The organism is Amycolatopsis sp. NPDC114484, from assembly GCF_055633755.1.
In genome coordinates, this window is record NZ_JBVKDQ010000045.1 from 25,807 (window position 1) to 48,215 (window position 22,409).

General features: G+C 69.1%; 23 protein-coding genes. 15 read left to right on the top strand and 8 right to left on the bottom strand.

The window, feature by feature from the left end; genetic code table 11:
* Positions 1-56: 56 nt before the first annotated feature.
* Positions 57-575: a Pycsar system effector family protein gene (locus ACZ7SW_RS45305; RefSeq protein ID WP_470236565.1), complete on the top strand. Its 519-nt coding sequence runs from the start codon at positions 57-59 to the stop codon at positions 573-575.
* Between the two features lie 8 nt (positions 576-583).
* Here the strand turns inward: ACZ7SW_RS45305 and ACZ7SW_RS45310 are convergent, their stop codons facing one another.
* Together ACZ7SW_RS45310 and ACZ7SW_RS45315 are read right to left on the bottom strand one after the other, a co-directional pair.
* Positions 584-1,270, bottom strand: a complete 687-nt coding sequence (locus ACZ7SW_RS45310) for a Crp/Fnr family transcriptional regulator (protein WP_470236566.1) — start codon at positions 1,268-1,270, stop codon at positions 584-586.
* A 117-nt stretch (positions 1,271-1,387) separates the two neighbouring features.
* The gene (locus tag ACZ7SW_RS45315) at positions 1,388-2,281 is read right to left on the bottom strand and encodes an alpha/beta hydrolase (RefSeq protein WP_470236567.1); all 894 of its coding nucleotides are present in this window, start codon (positions 2,279-2,281) and stop codon (positions 1,388-1,390) included.
* Between the two features lie 62 nt (positions 2,282-2,343).
* Between ACZ7SW_RS45315 and ACZ7SW_RS45320 the strand changes: the two genes are divergently transcribed.
* Positions 2,344-2,805, top strand: a complete 462-nt coding sequence (locus ACZ7SW_RS45320) for a MarR family winged helix-turn-helix transcriptional regulator (protein ID WP_470236568.1) — start codon at positions 2,344-2,346, stop codon at positions 2,803-2,805.
* A 438-nt stretch (positions 2,806-3,243) separates the two neighbouring features.
* Here the strand turns inward: ACZ7SW_RS45320 and ACZ7SW_RS45325 are convergent, their stop codons facing one another.
* Both ACZ7SW_RS45325 and ACZ7SW_RS45330 read right to left on the bottom strand, forming a co-directional pair.
* On the bottom strand, positions 3,244-4,032 hold the full coding sequence (locus ACZ7SW_RS45325) for a S1 family peptidase (protein ID WP_470236585.1): 789 nt from the start codon (positions 4,030-4,032) through the stop codon (positions 3,244-3,246).
* Between the two features lie 336 nt (positions 4,033-4,368).
* Positions 4,369-5,586 carry an APC family permease gene (locus ACZ7SW_RS45330; RefSeq protein ID WP_470236569.1) on the bottom strand — a complete coding sequence of 406 codons (1,218 nt, stop codon included), beginning with the start codon at positions 5,584-5,586 and terminating at the stop codon, positions 4,369-4,371.
* A 75-nt stretch (positions 5,587-5,661) separates the two neighbouring features.
* Between ACZ7SW_RS45330 and ACZ7SW_RS45335 the strand changes: the two genes are divergently transcribed.
* From ACZ7SW_RS45335 to ACZ7SW_RS45385, 11 genes are all read left to right on the top strand, one after another.
* Positions 5,662-6,438 carry a GntR family transcriptional regulator gene (locus ACZ7SW_RS45335; RefSeq protein ID WP_470236570.1) on the top strand — a complete coding sequence of 259 codons (777 nt, stop codon included), beginning with the start codon at positions 5,662-5,664 and terminating at the stop codon, positions 6,436-6,438.
* A 55-nt stretch (positions 6,439-6,493) separates the two neighbouring features.
* The gene (locus tag ACZ7SW_RS45340; RefSeq protein WP_470236571.1) at positions 6,494-6,874 is read left to right on the top strand and encodes a DoxX family protein; all 381 of its coding nucleotides are present in this window, start codon (positions 6,494-6,496) and stop codon (positions 6,872-6,874) included.
* A 105-nt stretch (positions 6,875-6,979) separates the two neighbouring features.
* Positions 6,980-8,098: a TIGR03364 family FAD-dependent oxidoreductase gene (locus ACZ7SW_RS45345; RefSeq protein WP_470236572.1), complete on the top strand. Its 1,119-nt coding sequence runs from the start codon at positions 6,980-6,982 to the stop codon at positions 8,096-8,098.
* Positions 8,092-8,784, top strand: a complete 693-nt coding sequence (locus ACZ7SW_RS45350) for a phosphonatase-like hydrolase (RefSeq protein ID WP_470236586.1) — start codon at positions 8,092-8,094, stop codon at positions 8,782-8,784. Before ACZ7SW_RS45345 ends, ACZ7SW_RS45350 begins: the two co-directional genes overlap by 7 nt.
* Positions 8,781-9,815: a 2-aminoethylphosphonate ABC transporter substrate-binding protein gene (locus tag ACZ7SW_RS45355; protein ID WP_470236573.1), complete on the top strand. Its 1,035-nt coding sequence runs from the start codon at positions 8,781-8,783 to the stop codon at positions 9,813-9,815. Before ACZ7SW_RS45350 ends, ACZ7SW_RS45355 begins: the two co-directional genes overlap by 4 nt.
* On the top strand, positions 9,812-10,879 hold the full coding sequence (locus ACZ7SW_RS45360; protein WP_470236574.1) for an ABC transporter ATP-binding protein: 1,068 nt from the start codon (positions 9,812-9,814) through the stop codon (positions 10,877-10,879). The genes ACZ7SW_RS45355 and ACZ7SW_RS45360 overlap by 4 nt, the downstream gene beginning before the upstream one ends.
* Positions 10,876-11,742: a 2-aminoethylphosphonate ABC transporter permease subunit gene (locus tag ACZ7SW_RS45365; protein ID WP_470236575.1), complete on the top strand. Its 867-nt coding sequence runs from the start codon at positions 10,876-10,878 to the stop codon at positions 11,740-11,742. Before ACZ7SW_RS45360 ends, ACZ7SW_RS45365 begins: the two co-directional genes overlap by 4 nt.
* The gene (locus ACZ7SW_RS45370; RefSeq protein WP_470236576.1) at positions 11,720-12,517 is read left to right on the top strand and encodes an ABC transporter permease; all 798 of its coding nucleotides are present in this window, start codon (positions 11,720-11,722) and stop codon (positions 12,515-12,517) included. The genes ACZ7SW_RS45365 and ACZ7SW_RS45370 overlap by 23 nt, the downstream gene beginning before the upstream one ends.
* Positions 12,518-12,593: 76 nt before the next feature.
* Positions 12,594-13,094, top strand: a complete 501-nt coding sequence (locus ACZ7SW_RS45375; RefSeq protein ID WP_470236577.1) for a hypothetical protein — start codon at positions 12,594-12,596, stop codon at positions 13,092-13,094.
* A 44-nt stretch (positions 13,095-13,138) separates the two neighbouring features.
* The gene (locus tag ACZ7SW_RS45380) at positions 13,139-13,645 is read left to right on the top strand and encodes a hypothetical protein (protein ID WP_470236578.1); all 507 of its coding nucleotides are present in this window, start codon (positions 13,139-13,141) and stop codon (positions 13,643-13,645) included.
* A gap of 399 nt (positions 13,646-14,044) precedes the next feature.
* Complete coding sequence (locus ACZ7SW_RS45385; RefSeq protein WP_470236579.1) at positions 14,045-14,482, top strand: SRPBCC family protein; 438 nt, start codon at positions 14,045-14,047, stop codon at positions 14,480-14,482.
* A gap of 18 nt (positions 14,483-14,500) precedes the next feature.
* On the opposite strand, the gene ACZ7SW_RS45390 is transcribed toward ACZ7SW_RS45385, so the two are convergent.
* The 4 genes from ACZ7SW_RS45390 to ACZ7SW_RS45405 all read right to left on the bottom strand — a co-directional run bounded on the left by ACZ7SW_RS45390 (position 14,501) and on the right by ACZ7SW_RS45405 (position 20,637).
* Positions 14,501-16,171: a fumarate hydratase gene (locus ACZ7SW_RS45390; RefSeq protein WP_470236580.1), complete on the bottom strand. Its 1,671-nt coding sequence runs from the start codon at positions 16,169-16,171 to the stop codon at positions 14,501-14,503.
* A 1,223-nt stretch (positions 16,172-17,394) separates the two neighbouring features.
* Entirely contained in the window at positions 17,395-18,432 is a 1,038-nt protein-coding gene (locus ACZ7SW_RS45395) for a sigma-70 family RNA polymerase sigma factor (RefSeq protein ID WP_470236581.1), read from the bottom strand.
* A gap of 277 nt (positions 18,433-18,709) precedes the next feature.
* Positions 18,710-19,135: a D-aminoacyl-tRNA deacylase gene (dtd, locus tag ACZ7SW_RS45400; protein ID WP_344267634.1), complete on the bottom strand. Its 426-nt coding sequence runs from the start codon at positions 19,133-19,135 to the stop codon at positions 18,710-18,712.
* Positions 19,132-20,637 (bottom strand): DUF7782 domain-containing protein, encoded by a 1,506-nt coding sequence (locus ACZ7SW_RS45405; protein ID WP_470236582.1) that lies wholly within the window; start codon positions 20,635-20,637, stop codon positions 19,132-19,134. Before ACZ7SW_RS45405 ends, dtd begins: the two co-directional genes overlap by 4 nt.
* A gap of 19 nt (positions 20,638-20,656) precedes the next feature.
* Here ACZ7SW_RS45405 and ACZ7SW_RS45410 point away from each other — a divergent pair, with 19 nt between their 5' ends.
* Positions 20,657-21,949, top strand: a complete 1,293-nt coding sequence (locus ACZ7SW_RS45410; RefSeq protein ID WP_470236583.1) for an amidohydrolase — start codon at positions 20,657-20,659, stop codon at positions 21,947-21,949.
* 8 nt (positions 21,950-21,957) lie between these two features.
* The gene (locus ACZ7SW_RS45415; protein ID WP_470236587.1) at positions 21,958-22,302 is read left to right on the top strand and encodes a DUF3099 domain-containing protein; all 345 of its coding nucleotides are present in this window, start codon (positions 21,958-21,960) and stop codon (positions 22,300-22,302) included.
* Positions 22,303-22,409 lie beyond the last annotated feature (107 nt).

Genomic DNA, 22,409 nt, shown 5'->3' on the forward strand with positions numbered 1-22,409 from the left:
TCCGGACGAACCGCATGATCGGGAAAACCGTGAGGAGTGCAACGATGCGAGGTTCCATGAGAAAGCTGCCGGCGGGTTTGCCCGCGCGGACGCATGCAGAACTCGGCACCGTGCTGACGACTGTTTCGTCGTTCCAAGGCGCTGTTCAACACGCCGACGACAAGGCGCGGACGCTGGTGGCCGTGCTCGCGATGATCACCGCGATGACGACCGCTCAGCTCGGCTTGCTCAGCGCCGCGCACCCGCCTGCTGTGCCGCAGTTCGCGGTGGCGGCCGTCTTGATCTGCTTCGCGGCGGCGTACGTCTTCTCCGCGGTACATCTCGTCCAGGCCATCTGGCCGAGGACGAATCCGCCGGCGCGCGACAATCAGTTCGCGTTCCCGAGCGTCGCTGTCGGCACGGCGGAGGTCGGACAGTGTTCTGCGCGCGATCAGCGTGTTCAGGCCGGAGAGCTGGCTCTGCTGCTGGCGAGGCTGGCGATGCGCAAGCACCGGCACGTTCGATCCGCGCTGGCGGGGATTTGCGTACTGCTTTCGAGCGGCCCGGGACTTCTGCTGCTCGCCGCGCTGAGGTGACCTGCTGATCAACCCTCGGCGAGGGCGGCGAGCCGAGACTGGTCATGGATGCGCAGACGTCGGTACCCGGTCTCGACGACGTTCTCCCGTCGGAGCTGAGCGAGCGCGCGATGCACGGTCGGCTCGGCGGCGCCGACGAGCGCTGCCAGTTCGGGCTGCGTCAGCGACACACCGAGCTCTAGGTCGTCGCCCGCCGGGATTCCGTATGACGAGGACAGTTCGACCAGGACCCGCGCCAGTCGGATCCGGACCTCCCTGCTGCCGAAGTCGATGCGGCGGCGGGTGGCCCAGCGCAGTTTCGCTCCCACGCTGGTGGTCACGGCGAGCGCGACTTCGGGCACCTGGCTGAGGAACCGGCGGAACTCGGCCTGGGAGAAGATCCGCGCCCGGACTGGCCCGGCCGTGATCACGGTCGCGGTCCTCGGCTGGCTGTCCATCGCCGCGAGCTCGCCGATCAGGTCCCCGCCGACCCGGATCGCGAGGAGCGCCAACTGGCCTTCGGGCGTCGTGCCCGTGACCTTCACGCAGCCGTTGAGCAGGAGGCAGACATGAGTGGTCGGTTCGCCTTCGCGGACAAGCACGGTTTCGGCGGGGAATTCCCGCGCGGTGCCGAGTTCCAGGAAGGCAGACCGGGTCCTGGGCGGCAGCCCTGCCAAGAAGCTCCCTTTCGGGAAACGGACGTCTGGCTCGCTCACCGTGATTCCCCCCCCTCGCCCCAAGCGGATCCTATGGCGCGAGAGGAGCCGAACCAAGCCGGACGATGTCGATGAGTGATGAGCTAGTGCTGTGGTGGTACGGGTAATGCTTGAGATTCACCGCAACCGTTGGCTGATGAAGAGGGCGGCCCGGTCAAGGGCTTGTCCTGCTTCGTCGAGGGTGTCGGTGAAGGTTGGGAAGACGTGCGGGACGTCGGCGGTGATGTCGAGGATCACGTCGACGTCCGCGTCGCGCGCGCGTTCCGCCAGCCGGACTGAGTCGTCCAGCAGGATTTCGTTCCCGCCGACCTGCAGCAGGATCGGCGGGAAGCCGGTCAGGTCCGCGTGGACTGCCGGGGCTAGCAGCGGCTGGGCGGGATCCGCGCCGGCCAGGTACAGCTCGCCGGTGTGGCCCATGCTTTCCCTGGTGAAGAAGGGATCGGCTTCCTCCTTCGTCACCATGGACGCCCCGGAGCGGGTGTGGTCGAGTCCCGGCGAGAACGCGACGATCCCGGCGGGCAGCGGCAGTCCCGCGTCGCGGGCGGCGAGGGTGGTGGTCACGCTGAGACCGCCGCCCGCGGAGTCGCCGGCGAAGACGATCGAGGACGGGTCGGTGTCCTCCAGCAGGGTTCGGTAGGCGGCTAGGCAGTCTTCGATCCCGGCTGGGAACGGGTGCTCGGGCGCGAGCCGGTAGTCCAGCGACAGTGCGCGGATTCCGGTGCGCTGCACCAGGTTCGCCGTCAGCGACATCGCCGTGTGCGGCGAGCCCAGCGAGAACGATCCGCCGTGGAAGTACAGGATCGTGCCCGGTCGCGGCTCTCCCTGCGGCTCGACGAGGACGGCCGGCCGCCCGGCGAGCGTGGCTTTGCTTTGCCGCGGCTCGGCCGGGACGGGGAATTGGCTCATCATCGCGGCGAACCCGGCCCGCATCTGCTCGACCGACAACGGCTCGGACCCCTGCGGCGCCTGCCGCAGCTGCTCGTCCAGCGCGCGACGTTGGTTCCGGCTCATCTGCTCTCCCTGAAGATTCTGTGGAAGTATATTCCTAGGCATGTAATGCTAGACTATATGCCGTGGAAGGTACTTCGGCAAACGAGCAGCTCTTCGACCATCTGGTGCGGTGCGAGACCCGGATCTACAACGCTCTGGGGGAGCGGCTCAAGGCCGAGCACGGGATCGTCGCGTCGCAGTTCGAGTTCCTGCGGTACCTGGAGCGGCATCCGCAGTCGCGGGTCGCGGACATCGCGGTGAACTTCGCCATCGGGATCGGGGCGACGAGCAAGGGCATCGACCGGCTCGAAACGCGCGGCTGGGTGCGGCGGGTGCCGAATCCGGAGGACCGGCGGTCGTCGCTGGTCGAGCTGACGCCGAGCGGGCGCGATCTGGCCGGGGCGGCGGAGGAGACTTTCCAGGCGCAGCTCGAGGAGTTGATCGGCTCGGTGGTGGGCGAGGATCAGGTCGCGGCGGTGATTTCGGTGCTGGCTGCGCTGCGGGGGGCGTTGGAGGAACGGAACGTCGGGCTTCCGGCGGGTTAGGCGCTTGGCCGCGCGGGTTCTGGCGGCGGGATCCTGAGCTGAGCGGTCCTTGCCGCGCTCGGGCGCGCTGGGGACCGGAACGCGACGGCGTCCAGCGGCCTGGCCTGGCGACGCGCCCCAGCCGTGCGGCCAGCGGTGCGGCCCGGTGGTGCGGCCCGGCGACGCGGCTCCGCGGTGCGGCCCGGCGACGCGGCTCCGCGGTGCGGCCCGGCGACGCGGCTCCGCGGTGCGGCCCGGCGACGCGGCCCGGTGGTTGCAAGCCCGGTGGTGCGGCGTCGCGGGCTCCCGGGCGCCCTCAGCCCGCGTCCCGGGAGAATGTCCGCGAGGCACGTGTTCGCGCGCGGCGTGCTCCGGCCCGCTCTCCGGAGGTGCCGGAAAAGCCGCACGAAGCCGGGTGCGGAACCCCAGCGGAGTCCCGCACCCGGCTCGGCAACGCGGTCAGATCTTCCCGGCCGCCGCGGCGATGTCCGAGGCGAACGAGCTCACCTCGGTGTACACGCCGGGCGCGTGGGCCCGGGCGCAGCCGTCGCCCCAGCTGACGATGCCCACCTGGATCCATTCGCCCGCTCCGTCGCGGCGGAACATCGGGCCGCCGGAGTCGCCCTGGCACGTGTCGACGCCGCCGGTGTCGAGCTTGCCCGCGCACAGTTCCGCGTCCGGCTTCAGGCCCGCGTAGTCGCCGCCTTGGGACTGGCACGTCGAGTCGTCCACGAACGGGACCTCGGCCTTCAGCAGGTAACGCTGCTGCGCGCCGCCTTCCTGGGCCGCTCCCCAGCCGGCGATGGTGAACGTGCCGGAGTTGCTGTCGGCGTTCTTCGCGATCGGCAGCGTCGGGATGCCGCTCACCGGGCTCGCCAGCTTGATCAGCGCCCAGTCGCCGCCGGTGGAGTCGTAGGTCGGGGAGCGGTAGACGTAGGTCGAGCGCACCTTTTTCGCGCTCGAACTCTGCAGATCGACCACGCCGAGCGTCGCGGTGATCGACGAGTCCGCTCCGGTGCGGTCGACGCAGTGCGCGGCGGTCAGCACGAGCTGATCGGTGTACAGCGCGCCGCCGCAGCCCATCGAAAGCCGGACCATCCACGGGAATTCCCCCTGGCTGGCGCGGGTTCCGCCGACGACCTGAGGCTCCGCGCCCGGCGACGGCGACGGCGTCGACGCCACGGCCGGCGTCGCGAGCCCGGCGGCGGCCGCGAGTGCTGCCGCGCCTGCCAGGACTCGCGTGAGCATGCTGAAGTTTTTCTTGTCGGCCAAGGGGATTGTCCTTCCGGTGTCCACTGTGGAGCTTCCGCTCCCGGGGCGGGGAGGTGTCGTGCGGTGACGAATCGACTACACCAGAGCGGCGGTAAGTGGACAACCAACTTTCTTCGGATCTTTCGGATTCTTCACCGGATCCGGCAGATTTAGGTACCGTGGACGACGGTAAAAGCGGCCCTGACCTGGGGATCGGTGAATATCGGAGTAACCGGGCGGAGGCGGAGCGAGGGGGACTTTCGCGCACCGGACGCACCCGGACGCACCCGGACGCAGCGGCGCGGGCCGGAACCCGTGCCAGAGAACAAAAACTCAGCGCACGATCCCCCGGCGGCGCACCAAATACGCCACCACGCCCAGCCCCAGCACCAAACACCCGCTGAGCACCGAAGCGATCGGCAAGCTGAACGCCAGCACCGCGCACCCCGCCAACCCGCCGGCCGCGACCACCTTCGGCGCGGCCCCCTCGTCCCGGCGCAGCGTCAACGCGGAAGCGTTCGCCACCGCGTAATACGCGAGCACCGCGAACGACGAAAACCCGATCGCACCACGCAAATCCATCGTCGTGGCCAGCGCCGCGACCACCACGCCGACCGTCAGCTCAGCCCGATGCGGCACCGAAAACCGAGGATGCACCGCAGCCAAAAACCGCGGCAGATGCCCGTCCCGCGCCATCGCGAGCGTCGTCCGCGAAACGCCCAGCACCAACGCCAGCAAAGAGCCCAACGCGGCCACTACCGCGCCGACACGAACCACCGGTGACAGCCACGGCACGGCGGAAGCGAGCGGATCGGGACTCGCGCCGATCCCGGCTGGCCCCAATGTCACCAGCAGCACCACCGCCACCACGGCGTACACCACGAGAGTCAGTCCTAAAGCGAGCGGAATCGCCCGCGGAATCGTGCGGGCCGGATCGCGGACTTCCTCCCCAAGAGTGGCCAATCGGGCGTAACCGGCGAACGCGAAGAACAGCAATCCGGCCGCTTCGAGCACTCCGCCGCCATGGAACGGAGTCCACGGGGAAACGTGCGTGCCGGAAAAACCGAAAACCGCGACCAGGGTAAGCACCACGAGGGTGAGGCAAACGATCACCCGGGTAGCCAAAGCGGACCGGTGCACCCCGAGATAGTTCACGCCGGTGACCAAGCCGATCACGCCCACCGCGAGCAAACTCCGCCAAGGCTGCCCGAGTCCGGGCGCGGCGTACGCGACAACGGTCAGCGTCATCGCCGCACAGCTCGCCGTTTTCCCGGCGACGAAGCCCCAACCCGCGATGTATCCCCAAAATTCACCCAGCCGAGCGCGCCCGTACACATAGGTGCCCCCGGATTCCGGATACAGCGCGGCAAGCCGGGCCGAAGAAGTCGCGTTGCAGTAGGCGACTAACGCGGCAATGGCAAGAGCGGGCAGCAATCCCGCACCCGCGGCACGCGCGGCCGGGGCGAACGCGGCGAAAACACCGGCGCCGATCATCGAACCGAGTCCGATGAACACAGCGTCAGCGAGGCCGAGCCGGCGGGCCAAAGGCATTGCGGGGTCCTCCTGTTGGGTCAGTTCGCGAGACAGCGAACCACGCGCCGCGCGTCTGGCATAGGCTCGGGTCTCGTGCCCACGTCTTCGCCGCTGTCCCGCCTGTCCGCCGACGGACCGGTCCGCGACGGCATCCCGGATCACGGCCGAGTGCCGCGCTACTACGCCGTGAAGGTCGAACTGCTGGCCGTCATCGCCGAATTGGGCGAAGGCAGTGCGCTGCCAACGGAACGCGAACTGTGCGAGCGGTTCGAGGTATCCCGGGCGACGGTCCGGCAGGCGGTGGGCGAGCTGGTGCTGGAAGGCAGGCTGTCGCGACGGCAGGGGAGCGGCACGTACGTCGCCGCGCCGAAGCTGGTCCAGCCGCTCGCGCTAGTGAGCTACACCGAAGGCCTGCGCCGCCAAGGCATCCGGCCCGGCCGCTCGCTGATCACGCTCGAACGCCGTGCCGCGGGTACTGGATTGGCCGCCGACCTGCAGATCGAACCGGCCGCCGAGGTGATCCACCTGGAACGCGTCCTGCTCGCCGACGACGAGCGCGTCGGCCTCGAATCGACCTTCCTCCGCGCCGACAAGTTCCCCACGCTGCCGGAGGATTTCGACCCGGAGCAGTCGCTGTACGCGTTCCTGCGCGACGAACTGGGCGTGGTCTTCGACGGGGCGGAAGAACGGGTGGAGACCGTGCTCGCGACACCCCGGGAGGCGCTGCTCATCGGCACGAACCCGGCGCTGCCGATGCTGCTGATGCACCGCGTGTCGTGGGGCCCGGACGGCGAGCCGTTCGAGCGGGTCCGGTCGCTCTACCGCGGTGACCGGCTGAGTTTCGTCACGCGACTGAATCGCGTCGAGTAGCTGTCACATCCGGTGCGGCAGGTTCGTTCCCTCAGCACCGAACGGAGGGACAACCATGGAAATCGCACTGTGGACCGCCCAGGCGGCGCTGGCCCTGCTCTTCGCCCTGTCCGGCGCGCTGAAGTCGACGATGTCGCGGGAGCGGCTGCTCGAGACCGGGCAAACCGGGGTGGCCGCGTATCCGATGCCGGTCGTGCGTTTCGCCGCGATCTGCGAACTCGTCGCGGTGGCGGGCTTGATCCTGCCGAGGCTGACCGGGATCGCCCCGGTGCTCACCGGGTGGGCGGCGGTCGGCCTGGCCGTGGTGATGGTGGGCGCGATGGCGGGGCACTCGCGGCTGGCCGTCACCGAGCACCGGCCGGCGGAGTACCGCAACGTCGCGGCCAATGTCGTGATCCTGGCGGTTTGCGTGTTCGTCGCCGCGGGCCGGCTGTGAAGATAACAGAATGGTAACTCATCTGGTCCAATATTCGAGGCTGCTTCACCTGGCGTTCCCCGTGCCGACAGGCTCCGTTGAGCGCGGGCGGCGACTGTTGCGGCCGTGCGAATCCTCATCGTTGGCGGCGGCGTGCTCGGCACCCAGCACGCCTGGCAGGCCGTGGAACGCGGCCACGAAGTCCTCCAGCTCGAACGCGAGCCGGAGGCGCGCGGAGCGTCCGTCCGCAACTTCGGACTGGTCTGGGTCGGCGGTCGCGCCGCCGGTCCCGAGCTGGAGACGGCGGTGCGCGCCCGGGAGCTGTGGGAGCGGATCGGCGAACGCGTGCCCGCGCTGGGTTTCCGGGCGAACGGCTCGCTGACGGTCGTCCGAACCGACGCCGAGCTGGCTGTCGCGCAAGAGGTCGTCGCCGGGCCGGGGGCGGCTGAGCGCGGCTTCAAACTCCTCGACGCGAACGAGACCCGGGCGCTGAACCCGGCTCTGCGCGGCAACTTCGCCGGCGCGTTGTGGTGCGAGCGCGACGCGGCGGTCGAACCGCGGACCGCGCAGCCCGCTCTCCGCGAAGCACTCAAAGCGAGCGGTCGTTACCAGTTGTTGCCGGGCCGCGAGGTGCGGAACCTGACCGAAAACGGCGTGGTCGACGACCACGGCGAGCGCCACGAAGGCGACGTCGTGGTGTTCTGCACCGGCGCGTGGCTCGGCGGGCTGGTGCGCGAGATCGCCGGCGAGATCCCGGTGCGGCGGGTCCGGCTGCAGATGGCGCAGACCGAACCGCTGGACGAGCCGTTGCCCACCAGCGTCGCGGACGGCGACAGCTTCCGGTATTACCCGGCCTACCGCGGCGCGGCGCTCGACGCGATGAACGCAGGCCAGCCGCAGAGCGAAACCGCCGCGCAGAACGCGATGCAGCTGCTGATGGTGCAGCGTCGCGACGGCTCGCTCACCATCGGCGACACGCATGAGTACGCGCAGCCGTTCTCCTTCGACGTCACCGAAGACCCGTACGAACACCTTGCCGAAGTGGCGGGCGAGCTGCTCGGCCGTCCGCTGCCACGGATCCGCCGCCGCTGGGCTGGCGTCTATGCGCAGGCCACCGACCAGGCCGCCGTCGTGTACCGGGAACGGTTGTCCGACAACGCTTTCCTCATCACCGGCCCGGGCGGCCGGGGGATGACTTGCTCGCCCGCAATCGCCGAAGACACCGCAAAGGAGCTGGACTGGTGACCACCGAACTCGTCGTGCTCGACATGGCCGGAACCACCGTCGCGGACGACGGACTGGTCGAACGGGCTTTCACCGCCGCGATCGCCGCCGCCGGAGTGTCCGAAGAGGACGAACGCTATCCGGAGATGTTCGCCTACGTCCGGGAAACCATGGGCCAGTCGAAGATCACCGTGTTCCGCGCACTGCTCGGCGACGAGAACCTCGCCCAGCGCGCGAACGCCGAATTCGAAGGCGCGTACGGACGTCTCGTCGCGGCGGGGGAGTGCAAGCCGATCCCCGGCGCCGAGGAAACCATCCGGAACCTGCGCGAGCAGGGCGTCCGGGTCGCTCTCACCACCGGATTCGCGCTCACGACCCAGCGTGCGCTGCTGGACGCGCTCGGCTGGAACGACCTCGTCGACCTCGCAATCGCTCCCGGCGACGGCGTGCGCGGCCGGCCGTACCCCGACCTTGTCCTCGCTGTGGCGCTGAAGCTGCAGGTCGCCGACGTCCGCAACATCGCGGTCGTCGGCGACACCCCCACCGATGTCCGCACCGGCCTCGCCGCCGGTGCCGGATTCGTCGCCGGAGTGCTCACCGGCGCCAGCAATCGCACCGACCTGGAAGCCGCCGGTGCCACGCACGTTCTCGACTCCGTCTCCGAACTCCCCGCCGTGCTCGATCTCGAAGGAGCCAGCCAGTCATGAGAATCCGGAAAGCGACCGTCGTCGCTCTCGTCGCGACCCTCGCCGGTTTGCTGTCCGCGTGCGGAGGAACGGCGGGCGGCGCGTCCGGCGACCAGACCGTCACCGTGTACACCGCGGACGGGCTCGAGGACTGGTACAACGCCCGGTTCGCCGAGTTCAAGCAGCAGACCGGGATCACCGTCCAGGCGGTCACCGCCGGTTCGGCCGAGGTGGTTTCGCGCGTGGGCAAGGAAAAGGCCAACACCCAGGCCGACGTCCTCGTGACGCTCCCGCCGTTCGTGCAGCAGGCGGCGAAGGAAGGCCTGCTCGCGGCGTCCGCACCGAAGGGCGTCGACCAGGTTCCGGCCGCGCAGAAGGACCCGCAGGGCCGCTACTACGCGATGATGAACAACTACCTCAGCTTCATCTGCAACCCGCAGCGGGCGAACCCGGCTCCGAAGAGCTGGAACGACCTGCTCGACCCGAAGTACAAGGGCAAGCTCCAGTATTCGACGCCCGGCGAGGCGGGCGACGGCACCGCGGTGCTGCTGCAGGCCCAGCACGTGTTCGGCGACCAGGGCGCGCTCGAATACCTCGGCAAACTGCAGGCGAACAACGTCGGGCCGTCGTCGTCCACCGGCAAGCTGCAGCCGAAGGTCGCGAAGGGCGAGGTGCTCGTCGCGAACGGAGACCTGCAGATGAACCTCGCCGAGATCGACAAGAGCGGCGGGTTCTCGGTGTTCTTCCCGGCCGACGCACAGGGGAAACGCTCCACCTTCGCGCTTCCCTACTTCGCCGGTCTGGTCAACAACGCGCCGCATTCGGACAACGCCCGCAAGCTGCTCGACTTCCTGTTCTCGCCGGAAACCCAGGCCAAGGCCAGTGACGCGTACGGCATCCCGGCCCGCTCCGACGTCAAACCGCAGGGCCCGAAGGCGGAGAAGATCACCGCCGCGATGTCCGGAGTGGACGTGTGGACCCCGGACTGGAACACCGTCCTCGGCCGTCTCGACGCCGACCTCGCCGCGTACCGGAAGGCCACCGGGCAGTGACTCCGGCAGTAGAGTTCCGCGGCGTATCCGTCCACTTCGGAGCGACGCAAGCGCTTGCCCCGCTGGATCTTTCCGTGGCGCGCGGCGAAACGCTCGCGCTGCTGGGACCGTCCGGCTCCGGCAAGTCGACCGCGCTCAAGGCGCTCGCCGGGTTCCTCCGGCCGAGCGCCGGACGGGTGCTGCTCGACGGCCAGGACGTCACCGACCTGCCGCCGCACCGGCGTGGTCTCGGCGTGGTGGTGCAGAGCTATGCGCTCTTCCCGCACCAGCGCGTCGCCGACAATGTCGCGTTTGGACTGAAGGCGCGGAAGATGCGTCGCGCGGACGTGACGAAACGTGTCGGTGAAGTGTTGGAACTGGTCGGGATGAGCGAATACGCGCGCCGCTATCCCCGCGAGCTGTCCGGCGGGCAGCAGCAGCGGGTCGCGTTGGCGCGTGCGCTGGCGATCCGGCCGAACGTGCTGCTGCTCGACGAGCCACTGTCCGCATTGGACGCCGCGTTGCGCGAGGACATGGTCGCGGAACTGCTGCGGCTGCGTGCCGAATTGCCGGACACGACCTTGATCTACGTCACTCACGATCAGAGCGAAGCTCTCGCGCTCGCCGACCGGATCGCGGTGCTGCGCGACTCCCGGCTCGTCGAGCTCGGTCCGTGCGAACAGCTTTACCGCCGCCCGGCCACCGAGTTCACCGCGAGCTTCCTCGGCGCGGCGAACCTCATCCCAGTCGAGCTGGTGCGCGCGGACGGCTCGGTCGCGACAGTCCGGCTGGCTGGCCGTGAGCTGTCCGCCGAACCGTCTGGCACGCTCCAGCCGGAGCGACCGGTGGCGCTCGGCGTGCGGCCGCACCGGATTTCGGTCGGCGAACCCGGACCGGACACCTTCCCGGCGCTCGTGCGCGGCGTGCAGTGGCGCGGCTCCGGGTACCGGCTCGACCTGCGGCTTACCGACGAGGTCTGCGACATCCGCGCGGAGGTGCCCGACAGTCCGGTGCTGCCCGCGGTCGGCGACCGCGTCGGAGTGTCCATTCCGGACGGTTGCCCGCTGATGGGGGTGGGCGGATGACCGGCCTCGCACTCGGCACCGCCGCGCTCGCCCCGTCGCGCGGGCGCCGCACGCGGCCCCGCCGGTACCGGATCGGCTGGCTGCTTCCGCCCGCGATCGTGGTCGCCGGATTCTTCGGTTATCCGCTCGTGCTGGTGATCCTGCAGTCGTTCACCGCGCAGGACGGCAGTTTCGGGCTTTCGGTGTGGACGCAAGTGCTGTCGTCGCCGGAATTCGGCCGCGCGGTGTGGCAGACGGTGTTGCTGGCCTTGGGTTCCACTGTCGGTTGCGTACTGCTCGGCGGATTTCTCGCGCTGGTTGTCGCGTTCGTCCCGTTCCCCGGCGCGACGCTGCTGGCCCGGCTGGTGGATACGGTGCTGGCGTTCCCGTCGTTCCTGATCGCGCTGGCCTTCACGTTCCTCTACGGTGGCGCGGGAGTCTTTGGTACCGCTGGGTTTCTGTACTCGCCGTGGGGTGTGTTGCTCGCTGAGATCACCTTCTACACGCCGTTCGTGATGCGCCCGGCGCTCGCGGCGTTCAGCCAAGTTCCCTCAGCACAACTGGAAGTGGCGGCGAGTCTCGGTGCGCGGCCGGGCCGGGTGCTGTGGCGGGTCGTGCTGCCGGAAGCGTTGCCGTCGCTCGCGTCCGGTGCGTGTCTGGTGCTGCTGTTGACGATGAACGAGTTCGGCATCGTGCTGTTCCTCGGCGCCAAGGGCGTCTCGACGTTGCCGATGCTGGTGTACGGCAAGGGGATCGTCACGTTCGACTTCCCGGCCGCGTCCGTGGTCGCGGTGGTGAACGTGGTGCTGTCGCTGGTGCTCTACGGGGTTTACCGGCGAGTGGTCGGGAGAGGAGGCCGTCGTGCTGCTGTGGACGCGGCGTAGCCGGTTGCTGGTGTGGCTGGTGTTCGGCGTGGTTTTCCTCGGCGTGGTGGCCGCGCCGCTGGTGATGATCGTGCTGGCGTCGTTCGCCGGGAGCTGGACGGGCGTGCTGCCCAGCGGGCTCACCGGGGCGCATTACGCCGAGGCGCTGTCCGGCGAGACGTTCGCGAGCCTGTCGGTGAGCATCCAGACCGGAGTGATCACGTCGCTCGTCTCGGTGGTGATCGGCACCTGGGCCGCATTGGCCGTCGACCACGCCCCGCCGCGGCTGCGCCGGATCGCGGATTCGCTGTTCCACCTGCCGATCGCGGTGCCGTCGGTGGTGCTGGGGCTGGCGTTGCTGATCGCGTTCAGCCGTCCGCCGGTGGCGTTCAACGGCACGCGCTGGATCGTCCTGGCCGGACACCTGATGATCCTGCTGCCGTTCGCCTACAGCACGGTTTCCGCCGCGCTGCAACGCGTTGACCCGCTGCTCGCGCAGGCCGCGGCGAGTCTCGGCGCGCGTCCGCTGCGGGTGTTGCTGCGAGTCCGGTTGCCGGTGCTGCTGCCCGCGATGTCGGCTTCGGCCGGTTTGGCACTGGCGATGTCGATGGGCGAATTGGGTGCGACGATGATGTTGTACCCACCGGACTGGCGGACGCTCCCGGCGACCATTTTCTCCCTTACCGACCGGGGACAGGTGTTTCTCGCGTCGGCGAGCACGGTGCTGTTGCTGGTGGTGACACTGGCCGGAGTGGTGCTGCTGGGGCTGGTGCGAGGGAAGGCTTCCGCTCGGTGAAGTAGGTTTTCGCGCGCGGATGCAACCTTCGGGGCCTCGATTCCGTCCGCGATGCATGCGGACAACAGGGAAAATCGTGGGAGCGAGCGCGCTGCTGCTGACGGTCGCGGCGTGCGGGAGCAACGGGACTACAGCCGCGCCGGTTTCCTCCGGCCCGGCGTCTAGTCCGGTGTCGGGTTCCTCGCCGCCGCCACCGCCGTCTTCTTCTTCGCCGTCGGTCGCGCCGCCGCCGGCGTCCGGCCCGCCGAAGAGCCGTCCGACGCAGGGTGTGCCGCCCGGGGATACCGCACCGGCTGCTGGGCAGGTCAATGCTTCAGCCCTTCCGGCCGGATATCCGCACGACGTCACGCTCGCTGAGGGCGGCTCGGTCGTCGTGATCCAGGCCGAGGAAGGCGGGTGCGACAAGCTCAGCGCGAAGGCGGGGGAGCAGACGGCTGCCCAGGTTGTCGTGCTGGTGACGATTACCAAGGCGCCGCACGGGCAGATGTGCCCGATGCATGTTCGGGAGATTTCGTTGCCAGTGCGGCTCGCCGCGCCGCTCGGCGGGCGTGAATTGGTGTTGAAACCGGGTCCGTGAAGATCGGGTGCAACCCCTCGGGGTGGTCGATCCGTCTAGGGATCATGAGGTACTCGACGAAGCTGATCGGAACGACACGACTGGCGGGCGCGGCACTGGTGCTCACGATGGCGGCGGCGTGCGGCAGTCCGACGAGCATGGCGAACGCACCGGCGTCCGGGACCGAGACTGCGCCGCCGAGCGGCAGCGCCAGCACCTCGACCTCGGTGCCGCCGCCGGGCAAACCCCAGTTCGACCCGCCGCGAGGGGCGGCGCGGGTGCCGGACAACCGGGTGGACGGGGCCGCGTTGCCCAAGACGTTCCCCAAGGAGGTCTATTCGGACAACGGCGGGACGGTGCTGGTGGTGCGGGCTGAGGAAGGGGGGTGCGGGCATGCGCTCGGGGAGGCTGTTGAGCAGGGTGCCCAGAAGGTCGTGGTGGATTTGAGCGAGACCAAGGCGCAGACCGGGCAGATGTGCACTATGGATTTGCGGCATCCGGTGATTTCGGTGGCGCTGAGTTCGCCGATCGGGGAGAGGACTGTGGTTTTGAAGCAGTCTCCGCCTCGGTAGCGGGGTGGCCGGATGGCTTCGTCGGGGGGTCATTCGGCGGGGCGGCTCGTCGCCTGGCGGCGACATTGCTCCTCGTTGTTGTGTGGGGGCACCCCGAAGCTGATTGTGACTACGGCGCGGAGGTGCTTGTCAAGGCGGGAAAGATGCCTTGACAAGCACCTCCGCGCCGTGTTTTTGGCTTCGTATCGGGGTGCGGGGGTGGTGTGGGTGCGTTGGTGGGTTGGGTGCGCTGGCTGCGGTTTGGGTGGGGCGGGTGGCGGTGGGTCGTGAGGGGAACCCTGAGGGAATCAGGTTCTGTGAGGGTTCCCCTCACGGAACTGTCGCTGTGTAGTCCACAGTGGACGTAGCGGCGAGGGGTCGTCGATGGCCTTCGAGCCTGCGCGGCCCTAGGCTCTCGTTATGGGAACTCGCCAGGTTTCGCGCAGTGCTGTTGTCGCTGCTGCGCCGGAACGGATTTTCGCGTTGCTTGCCGATCCGGCTCAGCATCCGCTTATCGATGGGTCCGGCACGGTGCGCGCCAGTCGCGGGGCGGCGCCGGATCGGTTGTCGTTGGGGGCGCAGTTCGGCATGGAGATGCGGATGGGTGCGCCGTATCGGATTCAGAACACCGTCGTCGAGTTCGAGGAGAATCGGCTGATTGCCTGGCGGCACTTCTCCGGGCATCGGTGGCGCTGGCTGCTTGCGCCGGCGGGGGACGGGCGCACCGAGGTCACCGAGACGTTCGACTGGTCTACCGCACGCTCGCCGCTCGCGATTCGGTTGCTGGGGTTTCCCAAGCGCAACGCCGAGGCCATCGAGAAGACTCTCGCCCGGTTGGGCGGGATGTTTCCCGGATGAGCTCGGCGTCGCCCGGGGTCAGCGGAAGCTGATCTGCAGGACCGGTTCGCTGGTTTCGGAGAAGAAGTCGTTGCCCTTGTCGTCGATGACGATGAACGCGGGGAACTCTTCGACCTCGATTTTCCAGACTGCTTCCATGCCTAGTTCGGCGTACTCGAGGACGTCGACCTTCTTGATGCAGTCCTTCGCCAGCCGTGCGGCCGGGCCGCCGATCGAGCCGAGGTAGAAGCCGCCGTGTTCCTTGCACGCGGCGGTGACCTGCTTCGAGCGGTTGCCCTTCGCCAGCATCACCAGTGAGCCGCCCGCTGCCTGGAACTGGGCGACGTACGAGTCCATCCGGCCGGCGGTCGTCGGGCCGAACGAGCCGGACGCGTAGCCGTCGGGGGTCTTCGCCGGGCCCGCGTAGTAGACCGGGTGGTCGCGGAGGTACTGCGGCATCTCCTCGCCGGCGTCCAGGCGCTCGGCGATCTTGGCGTGTGCGATGTCTCGCGCGACGACCAGCGGGCCGGTCAGCGACAGGCGCGTCTTCACCGGCAGTTGCGCCAGCTGTGCGCGGATCTGGTCCATCGGCTGGTTGAGATCGACCGACACGACCTCGTCGGACAGGTCGTCCTCGGTGACGTCCGGGAGGAAGCGGGCCGGGTCGCGTTCGAGTTGTTCGATGAACACGCCCTCTTCGGTGATCTTCGCCTTCGCCTGGCGGTCGGCCGAGCAGGACACCGCGACGCCGACCGGGCAGCTCGCGCCGTGCCGGGGGAGGCGGATCACCCGGACGTCGTGGCAGAAGTACTTGCCGCCGAACTGGGCGCCGATGCCGAACTGGCGCGTCATCTCCAGCACCTGCTGCTCGAGGTCGCGGTCGCGGAACGCGTGGCCCAGCTCGGAACCCTCGGCAGGCAGGTTGTCGAGGTAGCGCGCGGAGGCGAGCTTCGCGACCTTGAGGTTGAACTCGGCCGACATGCCGCCGACGACGATCGCCAGGTGGTACGGCGGGCACGCGGCGGTGCCCAGGCTGCGCAGCTTCTCGTCCAGGAACCGGGCGAGGCGCTTCGGGTTGAGCACCGCCTTGGTTTCCTGGTACAGGAACGTTTTGTTGGCGCTGCCGCCGCCCTTGGCCATGAACAGGAACTCGTACGAGGGTTCAACGGAGTCGGAGCCAGCGTTGTCTTTGTGGTAGAGCTCGACCTGCGCGGGGAGGTTCGTGCCGGTGTTGCGCTCTTCCCAGAAATTGATCGGGGCCATCTGCGAGTACCGCAGGTTCAGCTGCTGATAGGCGTCGAAAATGCCCTGCGAAAGCGCGCGCTCGTCGTCGCCGCCGGACAGCACGCCTTCGGTGCGCTTGCCGATGACGATCGCGGTCCCGGTGTCCTGGCACATCGGCAGCACGCCACCAGCCGAGATGGCCGCGTTGCGGAGCAGGTCCATCGCGACGAACCGGTCGTTGCCGCTGGCTTCGGGGTCGTCGACGATCGCGCGCAGCTGCTGCAGGTGTGACGTACGCAACAGGTGCTGGATGTCGGTGATCGCCGTGCGCGCGAGCGTCGTCAGCGCCTCCGGATCGACCTTCAGAAACTTCCGCCCGGCGGCTTCGACGGTCTCGACGCCGTCGGCGGTGACCAGCCGGTACTCGGTGGTGGTGTCCTTGCCGAGCGGCAGGACTTCGGTGTGCTGGAACGTGGTGGGCGGCACAGCGAGGCTCCTTTGCCCTGATCGGGATTGGCTCACGGTACTCAGCGGGTTCCGCCCGGTCGCACGGGTGCGGGGACGCTGTGGGATAGCGCACGCCGACGGTGCTCGCCGCGGGTTTCGGGCAGGCATGGTCGGGAGGCCGGGCCCACCCCGACGGACCCGACCTCCCGGGGAAAGCGGACCGGATGCGCACACATCCGCCCCGCGTGACTAACGGGACCCCCGCCGGCGCGTTGACCGGACGCCGCACAGCGGGGGTCGCGAACGCTTGCTACCCACTGCCCAGAACCGCCAAACGCGAACGAGAGGCGAATTCCACGATCGGGTGCACAGAGTGGTGATGGGATTGCGGTGGGTGTTGGTAGGAATCGGATGAATGGGAGGAATCCGGGCACGGGAGGAGGATCGTGCGCTCTGCTGGGGCTCCAGGGGCTGGTGGGGCTCAAGGGGTGGGTGAGGCTGGTGGTGTTGATGAGGCGACTTGTCGGCAATTGCCAGGCGGTCGCCGGGGCGGCCAAGCCGGGCGAAATCCGGGACTGGCACGGCAAACCCCGCGGGTCGCAGGACGGGCCTGGACACGGCAAGACCGGGATCGCACGGCGGGCCGGACACGACAGGACCGGGGTCGCAGGAGGGGCTGGACACGACAAAACCCCCGCTCACAGGCCCGGCCTGGACGCGACAAAACCCCGTCGCACGACGAGCCTGGGCACGACAAGACCGGGTCTCAAGACCGGTCTGGGCGCGGCAAGCCCCCTTGGTCGCGGGACGGGCCTGGGCACGGCAAGACTGCGGGTCGCGGGACGGGCCTGGGCACGGCAAGACTGCGGGTCGCGGGACGGGCTCGGCCACGGCAAGACTGCGGGTCGCGGGACTGGTTCTGGACCCGGCAAGACCCCGGTTCGCAAGACCGGCCCGCACACGACAAAACCCCCGGTCCGGATAACGAACCGAGGGTTCTGCGCAACCAGCGGCACCACCCGCTGCCCACCGAAATAGTGATCCGGCCGAAGATTCCCGTCCCGCCCGGCCGGGCCCCACCCGGTCCCCGACGGAAAACCCCGACCTGCCCGCCCGCGTGCTCGCCGCGATCCGGCTCACCGGACCCCACGCCCGGTCAGCCCGCCGCGGCAGCCCGAATCAGCTCGCCGGCAGGCTTCTCCGCCCTCTCCGGGACCCGGGGACCCAAACCCCGAACCCCCGGCCCCGGAGAGGGAAGAAACTCAGCTGGCGTACGCCCGCAGCCGGTCGGCCCGCTCGCCCTGGCGCAGCTTCGCCATGACCTCGCGCTCGATCTGCCGCACGCGCTCGCGGGACAGGCCGAAGTGCTTGCCGATCTGGTCGAGCGTGCGCGGCTGGCCGTCGTCGAGGCCGTAGCGGAGCCGGATGACGTGCTGTTCGCGGTCGTCCAGCGTCGCCAGTACCCGGCGGAGGTCGTCCTGCAGCAGGCCGGAGATCACGGCGCTCTCGGCGTCGGTCGCCTCCGAGTCCTCGATGAAGTCGCCCAGCGGGGCGTCCTCCTCGGCGCCCACCGGCATGTCGAGGCTCACCGGGTCGCGGGACTGGTCGAGCAGGTCCGAGATCTTGTGCACCGGAATGCCCGATTCGGCGCTCAGTTCCTCGTGCGTCGCGTCGCGGCCCAGCTGCTGGTGCAGGTCGCGGCGGATCCGGGCCAGCTTGTTCACCTGTTCGACCAGGTGGACCGGCAGCCGGATGGTGCGGCCCTGGTCCGCCATGCCGCGGGTGATGGCCTGGCGGATCCACCACGTGGCGTACGTGGAGAACTTGAATCCCTTGGAGTAGTCGAACTTCTCCACCGCGCGGATCAGCCCCAGGTTCCCCTCCTGGATCAGATCGAGCAGCGGCATGCCCCGTCCGGTGTAGCGCTTCGCGAGCGACACCACGAGCCGGAGGTTGGCCTCCAGCAGGTGGTTCTTCGCGACGTGGCCGTCGCGGATCAGCGCGCGCAGCTCCTTGCGGCGCTGCGCCGTGAGGTCCTCGACGGTGTCGAGCATGTGCTGGGCGAAGACCCCGGCTTCGATCCGCTTCGCCAGCTCGACCTCGTCGGCCGCGGTGAGCAGCGCGGTCTTGCCGATGCCGTTCAGGTACACGCGCACCAGGTCGGCGGCGGGGCTCTGGGCGTCGAGGTCGGCGTCGGTGAGCGCCCCCACGCTCATTCGCTCCCGCTCCTCGCTCTGCTGTGCTGGAATCCCGCGCTCGCGAATCCCGCGCGCTTCGCGTTCGAGAGTCTGGACTGACATTCTGCCTCCCCGGTCACGGGCTGAACGTGTCTCGCCGGCGCCTGCGGGACGGGGCCTGTGGAATCCCGTGTCCGCGGGCCCAGCCGGCTTGGCTGGACACCGGTCTCAACGCTCCGGGAAGGTGAAACGTTCCCGGCTCGCTGAAAAGAGGACGGGCGTACCCGCCTCGCGGTTGCTCCACCAAAACTGAGGTTTTGCTGAGAACCGCTCCGCTCCGGGAAATGCGGGCGAATCGCGCGCCGCGCCTTCGATGTTACGCGCGCCGATCCACTGTGGTCTAGACCTCAATGAGAACGGTGAACGGGCCGTCGTTCACGCTTTCCACCGCCATCTCCGCGCCGAACCGTCCGGTCGAGACGGTCGCGCCGCGGCCGCGCAGTTCCGCGACCACGGCGTCCACCAGCGGTTCGGCGATTTCCGGCCGGGCGGCGGCGGTCCACGACGGGCGACGGCCCTTGCGGGTGTCGCCGTAGAGCGTGAACTGCGACACCACCAGCAGCGGCGCGCCGGTCGTCGCGCAGGATTCCTCGTCGCGCAGCAACCGGAGTTCGTGCAGTTTGCGAGCCATCGTTTCGGCTTTCCCGAGATCGTCGTCACGGTGCACGCCCAGCAGCACGAGCAGGCCCGGTTCCTTGATCTCCCCGGCGATCTCCCCCGCGACGGTCACGCTCGCGCGGGTGACCCGCGCCGCAACCGCCCTCACTGCGGCGAACCGGGCACGAGCATGCCGTGCCGCACGAGTTCGCGGACGATCGGCAACGCCGCGGCGGTCAGTTCGGCGGAATCGAGGCCCTGTGCCGCGGACAGCAGGTCCAGCAGATCCGACAACGGCAGCGCGCCGCGGCAACCCGCGAGAAGCCGCGTAGTGAGTTCGTCGACCTCGTGCTGCCAACCCGGTCCGTCAGTGCGGTGCAACCGGCGGACGGTCGTTTCCCAGCCTTCGTCGCCGGGCGAATCGACGCGTTCGAGCAGCACCGTTTCAGGTACCCGAAACGCTACGTCCAACACATTGTCGCCGTGTGTGCGCAGCCACTCGACGCGGTCGAGCCAGTTCGCTGCTTCGGGGCCCAGCGGGTCGTCGTAAGCCTGTCGCAGGTCTTCGCAGACGACAGTCGGCGTCTGACCGTTCGCGCGCCGCAGCGTCACGAAGCCGAAACCGATGCCCTGTACGTCGTTTTCGGTGAACCAGTCGAGCCACGCCGCGGCTTTGGCACGGCCTTCGAGCGAGCGCGGATCGATGCCTTCGTCGCGCAGCCAGGTACCGACGTACAGGCCCGGGTCGGCAACGTCGCGCTGTACGAACCAGGCGTCGGTCTCCGGCGGCAGCCAGCGCGCGACGCGGTCTCCCCAGTCTTCGCCGCGTCGGTGCAGCCACGACGCGAGGAGCTGACCGGTGCCGCTGTCGTTGAGGAAGCTCGGCAGCTGACGGACGACCAGCGCGCTCGCGTCGTCGCCTGCCAGACCGGAGTCGCGGTAGGTGTAGTCGACGCGCGGCGGGCCGACCACGAAGGGCGGATTGCACACCACCTGGTCGAACCGGCGGCGCGCGACCGGCGCGAACCATTCGCCGCGCAGCAGTTCGACGTCCAGTTCGTTCAGCCGGAACGTGCCCGCGGCCAGGGCGAGCGCGCGGGCCGACACGTCGGTCGCGGTCACTCGCTGCGCGTGCCGGGTCGCGTGCAGCGCCTGGACGCCGTTGCCGGTGCCCAGGTCGAGCAGGGTGCCGACGGGGCGGCGGCTGGTCGCGCGAATCAGGCTCAGCGACGCGTGCCCGACACCGAGCACGTGGTCCTCGGGCACGACGTGGCCGAGCATGTCGGCGTCGAGGTCGGAGACGACCCACCACGAGCCCTCCTCGTCGCCGTGCGGGCGGATGTCGAGCGCGGCGCGGAACTCGTCCCCGACGGTCCGCAGGATGCCCGCGGCCACCGCGTCGTCCGCGCTGAGCGGCGCGAACGCCGACGAGACGGTCTTCGCCGGCTCGGCGAGACCGAGCAGGAACAGCCGGATGAAGACGCCGAGGTCCCCGGCGTCGAGGCTCGCGCGGCGGGCGGGTTCGGGCTCGCCGCGGCCGAGCGCCGTGTGTGCTGCGCCGCCGAGCGCGTCGACGACGCCGTCAGCGTCGTAGCCGGTGCGTCGGAACGCTTCGCGCAGCCGCGCGCAGACGTCGTCGGAAAGGTCAGGAAGAGGCGTGTTCGTGCTCACGGTGGGTAAGCCTGCCACGATGAGCATCGTGACCACCGAGACCACCGAGCGTGTCCTGGCTCCGCTTGAAGCGGCACTGCCGGAGCTTGAAGCGCTGTACGTCGATCTGCACCGTCATCCCGAGTTGGCGTTCACCGAGACCCGTACGGCAGCGGAGCTGGCCCGACGGCTGACCGAAGACGGCTTCGAAGTGCACACCGGCATCGGCCGCACCGGCGTTGTCGGCGTCCTGCGCAACGGCGAAGGGCCGACTGTGCTGCTTCGCGCGGACATCGACGCGTTGCCGGTCGAGGAGCAGACGGGGCTCTCGTACGCGAGCACTGCGCGCGGCGTCGACTCCGAAGGACGCGACGTGCCGCTGATGCATGCCTGTGGCCACGACATGCACGCGACGTGGCTCTCCGGTGCCGCGCATCTTCTCGCGGCTTCGCGGGACGAGTGGTCCGGCACGTTGCTTGCGGTGTTCCAGCCTGGCGAGGAGGCCGGGGACGGTGCCGCCGGGATGGTCCGCGACGGTCTCTTTGAGCAGGCCGGCCGTCCCGACGTCGTCTTCGGTCAGCACATCGTGCCTGGTCCGGCCGGGTGGGTGCTTACTCGTCCCGGGGTGATCATGGCGGCGACGGACACGCTGCGGATCACCTTGCACGGGCGCGGCGGGCATGGGTCGCGGCCGGAAACCACTGTTGACCCGGCGGTGCTTGCCGCGTCTGTGGTGCTGAAGCTGCAGACGATCGTGTCGCGGGAGACTGCCGCGACTGAGCCTGCGGTGGTGACTGTTGGCTCGATGCATGTCGGGACCGCGGCGAATGTGATTGCCGATCATGCGGTCTTGGAGGTCAACACTCGAGCCTTCGACGACGCTGTGCTGGTGCGGCTGCGCAAGGCGATCGAGCGGATCGTTAACGGGGAAGCGGCGGCTGCGGGGGCGCCTAAGCCTCCTACGGTGGAGGTCGTCGCGTCGTATCCGGTCACTGCGAACGACGCTGCTGCGTCGGATGAGCTGACTGAGGTGTTCCGGGGGCACTTCGGGGCGGAAGCGACGATGCCTGCGCCGTTGGTCACCGGCAGCGAGGACTTCAGCGAGTTCGGCCGGGCGGCTGGGGTGCCGTCTGTGTTTTGGCTGGTCGGCGGGTTCGACGCGCAGCAGGTGATCACGGCGATGACCGAGGGGCGCTTTGAGACCGACGTGCCGTCGAATCATTCGTCCAGGTTCGCGCCGGTGCTGCATCCGACGTTGCGGACCGGGGTCGAAACGCTCGTCGTCGCGGCTTTGTCCCGGTTCGCTCGTCCGGGTGTCGCGGAAGGGCGGTGAGTGAGACGATGGAACGCGGAGGTGGTGCTGTGAACGCACCCCACGGACCGGATCCCCGCCCCGAGCCTGTGCTGATCACCGAGGCCGAGCCGTCGCTGGACGATCAGCTGGCGGCGCGGAAGCGGAAGTACGTCATTATGATGGTGTGCCGGATTCCTTGTTTGGTGCTGGCCGGGCTGACTTATCATACGTGGTGGCTGGCTATTCTGTTTTTGGTTATTTCTATTCCGTTGCCTTGGATCGCGGTGTTGATTGCCAATGATCGGCCGCCGCGGAAATCGGAGAAGGTCAATCGGTATGCGCGGGATGCTCAGCAGATTGAGGGGCGGAAGCATCGGGTGATTGACGGGTGAGGCTCGGGGCTCGGCTCGTCGCCTGGCGGCGACATTGCTGTGGGGGTTGCGTGGGGGCACCCCGAAGCTGAGTGTGACTACGGCGCGGAGGTGCTTGTCAAGGCGGG

Coding starts and splice junctions, on each gene's coding strand:
- ACZ7SW_RS45305 (WP_470236565.1), top strand. CDS start 57: ATGAGAAAGCTGCCGGCGGGTTTGCCCGCGCGGACGCATGCAGAACTC.
- ACZ7SW_RS45395 (WP_470236581.1), bottom strand. CDS start 18,432: ATGTCAGTCCAGACTCTCGAACGCGAAGCGCGCGGGATTCGCGAGCGC.
- ACZ7SW_RS45330 (WP_470236569.1), bottom strand. CDS start 5,586: ATGCCTTTGGCCCGCCGGCTCGGCCTCGCTGACGCTGTGTTCATCGGA.
- ACZ7SW_RS45340 (WP_470236571.1), top strand. CDS start 6,494: ATGGAAATCGCACTGTGGACCGCCCAGGCGGCGCTGGCCCTGCTCTTC.
- ACZ7SW_RS45315 (WP_470236567.1), bottom strand. CDS start 2,281: ATGAGCCGGAACCAACGTCGCGCGCTGGACGAGCAGCTGCGGCAGGCG.
- ACZ7SW_RS45365 (WP_470236575.1), top strand. CDS start 10,876: ATGACCGGCCTCGCACTCGGCACCGCCGCGCTCGCCCCGTCGCGCGGG.
- ACZ7SW_RS45380 (WP_470236578.1), top strand. CDS start 13,139: ATGAGGTACTCGACGAAGCTGATCGGAACGACACGACTGGCGGGCGCG.
- ACZ7SW_RS45415 (WP_470236587.1), top strand. CDS start 21,958: ATGGAACGCGGAGGTGGTGCTGTGAACGCACCCCACGGACCGGATCCC.
- ACZ7SW_RS45410 (WP_470236583.1), top strand. CDS start 20,657: ATGAGCATCGTGACCACCGAGACCACCGAGCGTGTCCTGGCTCCGCTT.
- ACZ7SW_RS45385 (WP_470236579.1), top strand. CDS start 14,045: ATGGGAACTCGCCAGGTTTCGCGCAGTGCTGTTGTCGCTGCTGCGCCG.
- ACZ7SW_RS45325 (WP_470236585.1), bottom strand. CDS start 4,032: ATGCTCACGCGAGTCCTGGCAGGCGCGGCAGCACTCGCGGCCGCCGCC.
- ACZ7SW_RS45355 (WP_470236573.1), top strand. CDS start 8,781: ATGAGAATCCGGAAAGCGACCGTCGTCGCTCTCGTCGCGACCCTCGCC.